The sequence below is a fragment of the Allobosea vaviloviae genome (genome assembly GCF_001298265.1).
GTDB classification, from domain to species: Bacteria; Pseudomonadota; Alphaproteobacteria; order Rhizobiales; family Beijerinckiaceae; genus Allobosea; species Allobosea vaviloviae_B.
This window is the reverse complement of the sequence record NZ_LGSZ01000022.1, coordinates 312,761-322,860: the sequence shown is the minus strand read 5'-3', so window position 1 is coordinate 322,860 and position 10,100 is coordinate 312,761. Positions and strand designations below refer to the sequence as shown.

Annotated in this window: 7 protein-coding genes; 3 read left to right on the top strand and 4 right to left on the bottom strand. The window is 68.1% G+C overall.

Annotated features, from left to right (window positions below):
• Positions 1-150: 150 nt before the first annotated feature.
• The 3 genes from AE618_RS05375 to AE618_RS05365 all read left to right on the top strand — a co-directional run bounded on the left by AE618_RS05375 (position 151) and on the right by AE618_RS05365 (position 4,915).
• Positions 151-2,454, top strand: a complete 2,304-nt coding sequence (locus tag AE618_RS05375; protein WP_248310756.1) for a xanthine dehydrogenase family protein molybdopterin-binding subunit — start codon at positions 151-153, stop codon at positions 2,452-2,454.
• 14 nt (positions 2,455-2,468) lie between these two features.
• Complete coding sequence (locus AE618_RS05370; RefSeq protein ID WP_054208030.1) at positions 2,469-3,983, top strand: 6-hydroxynicotinate reductase; 1,515 nt, start codon at positions 2,469-2,471, stop codon at positions 3,981-3,983.
• A gap of 68 nt (positions 3,984-4,051) precedes the next feature.
• Positions 4,052-4,915, top strand: coding sequence for a UPF0280 family protein (locus AE618_RS05365; protein WP_054207986.1), 864 nt, complete (start codon positions 4,052-4,054; stop codon positions 4,913-4,915).
• An 87-nt stretch (positions 4,916-5,002) separates the two neighbouring features.
• Here AE618_RS05365 and AE618_RS05360 read toward each other — a convergent pair whose 3' ends face one another.
• The 4 genes from AE618_RS05360 to AE618_RS05345 all read right to left on the bottom strand — a co-directional run bounded on the left by AE618_RS05360 (position 5,003) and on the right by AE618_RS05345 (position 9,765).
• A complete protein-coding gene (locus tag AE618_RS05360; RefSeq protein WP_054207985.1) occupies positions 5,003-5,713 on the bottom strand; it encodes an ABC transporter ATP-binding protein in 711 nt (236 codons plus the stop codon).
• Position 5,714: 1 nt separating this feature from the next.
• On the bottom strand, positions 5,715-6,485 hold the full coding sequence (locus AE618_RS05355) for an ABC transporter ATP-binding protein (RefSeq protein ID WP_054208029.1): 771 nt from the start codon (positions 6,483-6,485) through the stop codon (positions 5,715-5,717).
• A 32-nt stretch (positions 6,486-6,517) separates the two neighbouring features.
• A complete protein-coding gene (locus AE618_RS05350; protein ID WP_054207984.1) occupies positions 6,518-8,404 on the bottom strand; it encodes an ABC transporter permease in 1,887 nt (628 codons plus the stop codon).
• Positions 8,405-8,547: 143 nt separating this feature from the next.
• Complete coding sequence (locus AE618_RS05345) at positions 8,548-9,765, bottom strand: ABC transporter substrate-binding protein (RefSeq protein ID WP_054207983.1); 1,218 nt, start codon at positions 9,763-9,765, stop codon at positions 8,548-8,550.
• Positions 9,766-10,100: the final 335 nt, after the last annotated feature.

The window sequence follows — 10,100 nt, the reverse complement described above, 5'->3', positions numbered from 1 at the left end:
GGGGGGTGGGGGTGGTGGAGTGTGGAGGTGGGTGGGTGCTGTAGCGAGCCCCCCCCCCCCCCCCCCCCCCCCCCCCGGGGGGGGGGGGGGGGGGGGGGGGGGTGGGGGGCCAGTTCCGCTCGGCGTAACGAGTCCGGATTGGGACCTGCTTTGCGGCCCCCCACCCCAGCCCTCCCCACCGCAAGCGGGGGGAGGGAGAACGCCTCGATCGGCAGTCGCATTCCGCGTCTAGACGGACAGCCGAAGGTTGCGGGAACCGAGATCTACGGTGCCGACGCGGCGCCCGACGACGCGCTCTGGCTGCGGGCCTTGCGCTCGCCCCATCCGCGCGCGCGCTTCACGCTGGGCGATCTCGATGCCTTCGTCGCGGCCCGGCCGGGTCTGGTGCGGGTCTTCACGGCCAAGGACGTGCCGGGCGAGAACTCCTTCGGGATCTATCCGCATCTCAAGGACCAGCCGGTCTTCTCGACCGGCGAAACGCGCTATCGCGGCGAATGCGTGCTTGCCATCGTCGGCGAGAAGGAGGCCGTCGAGGCGATCCGCATCGACGAGTTCCCGATCGCATGGGAGCCCCTGCCCCCGATGATCGGCAGCAAGGCGGCGCTGGCAGAGACCGCCTTTGCCTTGCATGACTTCGTGCCGGACAATGTGCTGACGCGCGGCCGGGTCGAGCGCGGCGATGTCGAGGCCGGCTTCGCGCAAGCCGCCCATGTCGCCAGCGGCGCCTTCGAGACCGGCTTCGTCGAGCACGCCTATATCGAACCCGAAGCCGGCGTTGCCCGGCGCGTCGGCAACACGATCGAGGTCTTCGCCTGTACGCAGGCGCCCTATATGGACCGCGACGAGGTCGCGCGCGTCATCGGCCTGCCGCTGGAGAGCGTGCGCATCGTCCCTTCAGCCTGCGGCGGCGGCTTCGGCGGCAAGCTCGATGTCTCCTTGCAGCCGATGCTGGCGGTTGCGGCCTGGGTGCTGGACCGGCCGGTGCGCTGCGTCTTCTCGCGCATCGAGTCGATGATCTCCTCGACCAAGCGCCACCCCTCCTCGATCCAGGCCAAGGCCGCTTGCGATGCGGAGGGCCGTCTCGTCGCCTATGCGATGGAGGGCGATTTCGACACCGGCGCCTATTCCTCCTGGGGGCCGACAGTGGCCGGCCGTGTGCCGGTGCATGCGACCGGGCCCTACAAGGTCCCCCATGTCCGCAACCTGTCACGGGCGATCTACACCAACGGCCCGCCCTCGGGCGCGTTTCGCGGCTTCGGCGTGCCGCAGGCCGCGATCGCGCAGGAGACGCTGTTCGACGATCTCGCGGAGGATGCCGGAATCGACCGTCTCGCATTCCGGCTGCTCAACGCCATCCGCGCCGGCGATACGACTCCCTGCGGGCAGTTGCTGGAAGCCAGCGCCGGCCTGGCCGAATGCCTGGAGGCGCTCAAGCCGCATTGGGGCAGGCTGCTGGCGGATGCGGCCGCGTTCAATGCCGGCGAGGGCCGGACGCGACGCGGCGTCGGCATCGGCTGCATGTGGTACGGCATCGGCAACACCGGCATGTCCAACCCCTCGACCATGCGCGTGACGCTGTCGGGCGATGGCCGCCTGGTCTTCTGGAACGGGGCCGTCGATATCGGCCAGGGCTCGACCACGGTTCTGACCCAGATCGCGGCGGATGCGCTGGGCCTGCCCGTCGCGCGCTTCGAGCTCGTGGTCGGCGACACCTTCCGGACCTTCGACGCCGGAAAGACCTCGGCCTCGCGCCAGACCTTCGTCTCCGGCCGGGCTGCGGAGGCGGCTGCAGCGGCGCTGCGGGCCGAGATCCTGCGCCTGACCAATGCCGGGCCGACCGCCAGGCTGTCGCTCGACGGCACGATCGTGACTGTCGAGGAGAACGGCGTCGTCGCGCGCGTCGATCTCGCCGCCCTTCCCGCCAAAGCCGACGGCACCGTGCTCGAAGGCATCGGCTCCTTCGACCCGCCGACCGTTCCGCTCGACGCGATGGGCCAGGGCGTGCCCTATGCGACCTATGGCTTCGCGGCGCAGATCGCCTCGCTCGACGTCGACCTCGATCTCGGCACGATCAAGCTGAACCGCATCGTCGCGGCCCATGACGTCGGCCGCGCGATCAACCCGATGCTGGTCGAGGGCCAGATCCATGGCGGCATCGCCCAGGGCATCGGACTCGCTCTGCTGGAGGAGTATCTGCCCGGCCGCACCGAGAACCTGCACGACTACCTGATCCCGACCGCCGGCGACGTGCCTGCCATCGACATCATCCTGGTCGAGGACCCCGAGCCGCTCGGCCCCTCCGGCGCCAAGGGCATCGGCGAACCGGCCCTGGTCCCGACGGCGCCCGCAATCCTCGGCGCGATCCGGCACGCGACCGGTGTCACGCCGCGCCAGGTGCCGGTGCTGCCGCATCGGCTGTGGGAGTTGCTGCGCGAGAAGGAGGGCCGCTCGTGAACGAGCTCAACCCGATGCCGGCGCAGGACGATGTGCTGGCCGAACGCTCGCGCAAATTCGGCGTGTCCGAGGGCCAGGACGGCATCGTGCGCTGCGATGCCTGCCCGGTTTTGTGCCGCATCAGGCCCGGCCGTGCGGGCGCTTGCTCGCGCTATGCCAATGAGAACGGGCTCCTGGTGCGCACCGACCCGGTCGTGCTGCTGGCGGAGGCCGTGAGCGAAGGCCAGCCTGTCGTTCCCTTCGCCGAGAAGGCCGAGGATTGGGCAGGCGACATCCTGCCGGCGAACCGCACCTTCGTCACCGGCATCGGCTCGGGCACGACCTATCCCGACTACAAGCCCGCGCCCTTCATCGTCTCGTCGCAGCATGAGGGCGTCGATACGGTGACGGTGGTGACGGAAGGCATCTTCTCCTATTGCGGCGTCAAGGTGAAGATCGACACCGACCGGCATCTCGGCCCGGAGACGGCCGCCGTGCGCAGCAACGGCGAGCAGGTGGGCCATGTCACGACGGCCGAATACGGCTCGCAGATGCTCTCGCTCGGCGGCGTCCGCCATCTCACCGGCGGCTCCAAGAAGGAAGGCAACGCCACCTGCGAGGCGATGCTGAAGCTGAGCAATGGCGAGGCGGTCGAGCTGACGATCGATGGCGGCCACGGCGTCATCGTCCAGGCTGGCCAGGCTCCGATCGTCGACGGCAAGCCGGAGACGCGGATGCGCGTCGGCTGCGGCTCCGCCACGGTCGGCATCTTCGCGCAGCAATGGCAGGGCCATGTCGACGAGGTCATCGTCGTCGACGACCACATCACCGGCGTGCTCAGCGAGCATCAGGCCGGACGCGTGCTCGACATGCGCCCAACCGGCATCCGCGTGCGCGGGCGCAAATCGACCCCGGGCCGCTATTTCCAGGTCGCCGAACCCGGCCTCGGCTGGGGCGGCACCGACATCACCGACCCGCTCGCGATCATCCAGAAGATCGACCCGGCCACGGCCTGGCCCGGCATGCGCCTGCTGATGACGTCGACGACGGGCGAAGATTCGGCCTTCTTCATCCTTGACCAGGATCTGATCCCGATCGAGGCGCAGATGCCTGCGGCGGTTGCGCAGGTGGTCGAGCGCATCGGCGAGAATTGCGAGCCCTCGCTGTGCACCGTCACCTTCGTCGCCGGTGCCGGCGGCTCGCTTCGTGCCGGCGTGACCGAAAACCCGGTGCTGCTGACGCGCTCGGTCCAGTCAGGCACGACGCGGGTCACGATGGGTGGCGCGCCGGTCTACGTCTGGCCGGGCGGCGGCATCACCGTGATGGTCGATGTCCTGCGCATGCCCAGGAACGCCTTCGGCTATGTGCCGACACCCGCCATCGTGGCGCCGATCGAGTTCACGCTGTCGCGCGACCTCTATCTCGCCTCGGGCGGCCATGCCGACGAGATCGTGCCAATCGAGCGGGTGCTGCGGGCGCATGGCGGCCAGGCCCGGATCGAGGCGGGGGCCGCCGAGAACCCCTGGCCGCTCAGGCGTGATGGCGGCTGAGCGCGCGACGACTTTCCCTTGTCACCCGTCCAGGCTTTAGACTGACCGCTTGTGGAAGCGGGAACGGGATGAAGACCCATCAGCGCGTGCATCTGGCCGATCGCCGCCTGCATCTGCAGGAAGGCCCGATCGACCTCGTCATCGCGGCCTTCGGTGGGCCGCGGGCGGTCGCGCGCGCCTATGCCGCCGCCGAGGACCGCTTCGAGGGGTTGCTGACCGAGCTGGTCGGCGAGATGCGCCTGCTGCGCCAGCCGCTCGATCACCAGCCGCCCTCATTGAAGGGCGCGACGGCGCAGCGGATGGCGCGGGCCTGCTGGGCATTCCGCAGCCAATACATCACGCCGATGGCGGCGGTGGCGGGCGCTGTCGCCGACACGATCCTGCTCGCCATGGTCGAGGCTTCGCCGCAGCTAGAGCGCGCCTATGTCAACAATGGCGGCGACATCGCGGTGCATCTAACGCCGGACAATCCGCTCGACATCGGCGTCGTTCCCTCCCTGGCGAAGGCCTATCCCGAGGGTTTTGTGCGGCTCGAAGCGGATAGCCCGGCGCGCGGCATCGCGACCTCGGGCTGGCGCGGCCGATCCTTCTCGCTGGGCATCGCGGATGCCGTCACCGTGCTCGCCCGCAGCGCCGCCGAGGCCGACGCGGCAGCGACCATCATCGCCAATGCGGTCGACATCGCTCATCCCGCCGTGACGCGTCGCCCCGCGCGCGACCTCGACCCCGACAGCGACCTGCGCGACCTGCCCGTCACCGTCGATGTCGGCCCGCTCCCTGCCGAGGCGGTCGCCGCGGCGCTCGGATCGGGTGTGAGGATGGCGGAGGCGCTGCGGCGCGACGGGCTGATCGAGGGCGCGCTGCTGGCGCTCGCGGACGAGTGGCGCAGTGTCGGTGGGATCGTGGCCATCTCGCGTCATGGTCGGGCCTGACCCGACCATCTCGGGACCGGTGAGGCTCATTCTGCATGAGATTCTCGGGTCGACGCTTCGCGCCGCCCGAGAATGACGGCGGCGCGGTCACACCGACAGATATTGCGACCTCACCGCCTCGTTGCCCTTGAGCTCGTCCATCGTGCCGGTGAAGCGGATCACCCCCTTCTCGATGATGGCGGCGCGGTCGGCGACATTTCCGGCGAAATGCAGGTTCTGCTCGGAGATCAGCACGGTCAGCCCCTCGGCCTTCAGGGCCAGGATGGTCTTCGCCATCTCCTCCACGATCACCGGCGCCAGTCCTTCGGACGGTTCGTCGAGCAGCACCAGCCTGGGGTTGCCCATCAGGGTACGCGCGATCGTCAGCATCTGCTGCTCGCCGCCCGACATCGCGCCGCCGGGCCGGTCGCGCATGCGGCCGAGATTGGGGAAGAGCGCAAACAGCCGCTCCGGCGTCCAGTGCGGCGCGTCGCTGCGGGCCGGGCGCTGGGCGACAGAGAGGTTTTCCATCACGCTCAGTTCCGAGAAAATTCGCCGGTCCTCCGGCACATAGCCGATCCCCAGGCGCGCGATCTCGAAGGGTTCGCGGCCATCGACCCGCTGCCCCTCGAAGCTGACCGATCCGCCGGCCGGCGGCACCAGCCCCATCACGGACTTCATCGTGGTCGATTTGCCGGCGCCGTTGCGGCCCATCAGTGCCAGCACCTCGCCGCGATTCATGGAAAAGCTGACGCCCTGCAGGATATGGGCGCGGCCGTAATAGGCGTCGAGCGCCGTGATCTCGAGCATGGCGCTCATCTCAATGCCCTCCCGAGGTCGCGCCGGAGCCGAGATAGACGGCGCGGACATTGGGGTCCTGGCGGACCTCCTCGGCGGTGCCATGAGCGATCAGGCGGCCGCGATCGAGCACGATGACGGCGTCGGAATGGGTGAAGACGACATCCATGTCGTGCTCGGTGAAAAGCACTGCGATGCCCTTTGCTGCGGCGATCTCCGCCGTCAGCGCCATCAGGTCGATGCGCTCGCGCGGCGCCATCCCGGCCGTGGGCTCGTCCATCAGCAGAAGCCGCGGCTGATTGGCCAGCGCAACGGCAAGTTCGACGCGCTTCAAGTCACCATAAGCCAGAACGCCGCAGGCCCGCTCGGCCTGGGCGGCCATGCCGACCTGGGCAAGCAGCACGTCGGCCGCCTCGCGATGCCGGTCACGGGCCCGGCCGAACGGACTCCAGATCCCGCCGGCATGGGAGATCAGCGCCATCTGGACGTTCTCGCGCACCGTCATCGAGGTGAAGGTCGCGGTGATCTGGAAGGTGCGGCCCACGCCCATGCGCCAGACGATGCGGGGTTTGAGGCCGGTGATCGGGCGGCCAGCCAGCAGAACCTCTCCGCCATCGGGCCTGAGCTGGCCGTTGAGCATGTTGAAGCAGGTGGTCTTGCCGGCACCGTTGGGACCGATCAGCGCCAGCATCGTGCCGGGCAGGACCGAGAAGGAGACGCCGTCGACTGCGCGCACGCCGCCGAAGGATTTGGCGAGATCGCGCACGACGAGGACCGGCTCGCTCGCCGCCACGGCGGTCGCGATCTGCGCGGGCGAGAGCGTGCTCACGGCTTGACCTCCGCCAGCGCAGGGGCGGGTTCCGGCTCCTTGCGCCAGCGCTCGCGCAAGGCCAGCGCGGCCCCGACCAGCCCGCGCGGAAACAGAACGACCAGCAGCACGATCGAAAGCCCCAGCACGAAGCGCCAGTACATCGTCATCTTCGTCAATTGCTCGCTGAGCCCGGCATAGGCGAATGCGCCGATGATCGGCCCCGATACCGTCTGGACGCCGCCGAGCAGCACCATCAGCAGCGCGTCGACCGAGCGCGGGATCGCCATATAGGTCGGGAAGACCGAGCCCTTGAAAAAGGCGAACAGCCCACCGGCAATGCCGGCGCAGAAGGCCGCGACCGCAAAGGCGACCCACTGGATGCGGACGACGTCGAGCCCGATCGCCTCGGCGCGCAGCGGGTTGTCGCGCGCGGCGCGTAAGGCGTAGCCGAAGGGCGAGAAGATCGTCAGCCGCAGCGCCACGATCGAGGCGGCGCAGACAGCCAGCGTCAGATAATAATAGGCCGGCTTCGAGACCGCCCAGGCAGAGGGCCAGACGCCGAGGATGCCGTTGTCGCCGCCGGTGAGATCGACCAGCTGGAAGGCCGTCGCCCAGGCAATCTGCGCGAAGGCCAGCGTCAGCATAGCCAGATAGACGCCCGAGAGGCGCACGCAGAACCAGCCGAAGACGACACCCGCGATACCCGCCAGGAACGGCGCCAGCAGCAGAGCCGGCTCCATCGGCGCGCCCCACCATTTGACCGCGAGCGCCGCTCCATAGGCGCCCAGCCCGAAATAGGCGGCGTGGCCGAAGGAGGCCATGCCGCCCGGCCCCATCATGAAATGCAAGGAGGCGGCAAAGAGCGCGAAGATGACGAGTTCGGTCAGCGTCAGCAGGATGTGGTCGGGGGCCACCAGCGGAGCGAGCGCCAGGATCACCAGCCCGATCAGCCCGGCGAGCTTGGTCAGGCCGTCGGCCGGCAGCAGCAGCGGCTCGGCTGGACCATGAGCGCGTTGATGGCCGACCGGCGCCTTGCCCATCAGCCCATAGGGCTTGACCACGAGAACGACGGCCATGACCAGAAAGACGAGGACGAGGGTGATCTTGGGAAAGATCAGGATGCCGAAGGCGTGCAGGATGCCGATCAGCACGGCGGCGAGATAGGCGCCCGTGACGCTGCCGAGCCCGCCAACGACCACGACCACGAAGGCCTCGGAGATCATCGACAGGTCCATGTGCAGCGTCACCGCCTCGCGCGGTAGCTGGAGCGCGCCGCCCAGGCCCGCCAGCATCGAACCGAAGGCGAAGACCGAGGTGAACAGCAGGCGCTGGTTGACGCCGAGCGCGCCGACCATCTCGCGGTCCTGCGTCGCGGCCCGCACGAGCGTGCCCCAGCGCGTCTTCTGAAACAGCAGCCAGAGGATCAACAGCACGATCGGCCCGACCGCGATCAGGAGCAGTTCATAGGTCGGGAAGCGATTGCCGAAGAGGATGACGAAGCTCTTGAAGCCCGGCGCGCGCGGCCCGACCTTGTCCTCCGCGCCCCAGAGGCCGAGCGCCACGTCCTGCAGCATCAGCACGACGCCGAAGGTCGCGAGCAACTGGAAGAGCTCCGGCGCCTGATAGATCCGTCTGAGGATCAAGACCTCGATGACGACGCCGATCAGCCCCGTCAGGGCCGCCGCCGCCAGCACGCCGCCCCAGAAGCCGAGCGCGTCCGCCGGTCCGAAGCGCCCGACCAGCGTCCAGGCGAGATAGGCGCCGAGCATATAAAGCGAGCCGTGGGCGAAGTTCACGATCCGCGTGACGCCGAAGATGATCGACAGGCCCGATGCGACGAGGAACAGCGACGAGGCCGAGGCCAGGCCGTTCAGCGTCTGGTTGAGGATGAGGTCGATCATGGCGATTCCGTCATTCCGGGGCGGCGCGTAGCGTCGAACCCGGAACCCACGACTGGGCGAGACACAACACACCGCGGCGGCGAAGGCTCACCCGGTCGTGGGTTCCGGGTTCGATCCTGCGGATCGCCCCGGCATGACAGTCCTCACCCGGCCGGGCGCAGCAGCTTCACCTCGGCATCGCTGGGCAAATACTTGGCGCCATCCCGATAGCTCCAATCGACCATGACACCCTTGCCGTCCTTCAGCGCGGTCTTGCCGACGAAGGCGCCCAACGTCGACTGATGATCGACGGCGCGATATTCGGCCGCACCGAAGGCGGAGGGGAACTTCAGGCCCTTCAGCGCATCGACCAGCTTCTCCGTGTCGGTCGAGCCCGCCTTCGTCAGCGCAGCCGCGATCGAGTTCATCGTGTCGAAGCCCACCACCGAGCCCAGCCGGGGATAGTCGTTGAACTTCTTCATGTAGGCCTCGCGGAACTTGACGTGTTCCGGAGTCTTGATGTCGGCTTGCGGATAGCCGGTGACGATCCAGCCGACGGGGGCCTCGGCGCCGAGTGGATCGAGATATTCCGGCTCGCCGGTCAGCATCGAGACCACCGTCCTGCCTTCGAACAGGCCGCGCGTATTGCCCTGCCGGACGAAGTTCGTCAGGTCACCGCCGAAGGTGACGTTGAAGATCGCATCCGGCTTGGAGGCCTCCAATGCCTGCACCGTCGCACCGGCGTCGATGCGGCCGAGCGCCGGAAACTGCGGTGTCGCGAACTCGACATCGGGCTTGGCCTTCTTGAGCAGTTCGGTGAACCACTTCACCGCCGACTGGCCGTATTCGTAGTTCGGCGCGACGATCGCCCATTTTTTCGCAGGAAGCTTCGCGGCCTCCTCGACCAGCATCGCGGCCTGCATGTAGGTCGAGGGCCGCAGCCGGAAGGTGTAGCGGTTGCCCTTGGCCCAGACGATGGCATCCGACAGTGGCTCGGAGGCGACATAGAGCTTCTTGTTCTGCAAGGCGAAGTCGGCAATGGCGAGGCCGACATTGGAGAGGAAGCCGCCCGAGAGCAGATCGACCTTCTCGGCATTGATCAGATCGCCGGCATGGCGCACGGCGTCCTCCGGCTTGCCGGCATCGTCGCGGAAGATCGTCTCGATCTTGCGGCCGAGCACGCCGCCGCCCGCATTGATCTGCTCCAGCGCCAGTTCCCAGCCCTGGCGATAGGGCTTCAGGAAGGCGGGCTGAGCGGTGTAGCTGTTGATCTCGCCCACCTTGATGGGCCCCGCCCCTTGCGCCCACAGGGCGGACGGGGCGGCAATCACGGTTGCTCCGGCGGAGGCGCCGGCCAGAAAACTCCGACGGTCGATCGTCATCGCTGTTCCCCATCTCTGGCCCGGTGGCGGATGCCCCGAGGTTTTTGTCTCTTGGACAGATGTCGCATGCCGCCGACCTCACGTCAGCCGGCAAATTCATTTGTATGCCTACGAATTTGAATAGGGGCAAACTGACTGTCAACGCCTAAAAAACGGCACTGGCTGAGCCAATACGAGGCGATTTCGGCAGGCAGGAGCGCCTGAAATCCAAGCACGCGACGCCTGAGAGTGCCGGTGGCGAAGCATGCTCAAAAATAGGACAATGATGCTGCCCTTTTGCGCTTGCGGACGGGGCGACCCGCACCTATGTCTGCCGCACCGCAGCAGCGATGCTG

Coding starts and splice junctions, on each gene's coding strand:
- AE618_RS05360 (WP_054207985.1), bottom strand. CDS start 5,713: ATGAGCGCCATGCTCGAGATCACGGCGCTCGACGCCTATTACGGCCGC.
- AE618_RS05370 (WP_054208030.1), top strand. CDS start 2,469: ATGCCGGCGCAGGACGATGTGCTGGCCGAACGCTCGCGCAAATTCGGC.
- AE618_RS05350 (WP_054207984.1), bottom strand. CDS start 8,404: ATGATCGACCTCATCCTCAACCAGACGCTGAACGGCCTGGCCTCGGCC.
- AE618_RS05345 (WP_054207983.1), bottom strand. CDS start 9,765: ATGACGATCGACCGTCGGAGTTTTCTGGCCGGCGCCTCCGCCGGAGCA.
- AE618_RS05365 (WP_054207986.1), top strand. CDS start 4,052: ATGAAGACCCATCAGCGCGTGCATCTGGCCGATCGCCGCCTGCATCTG.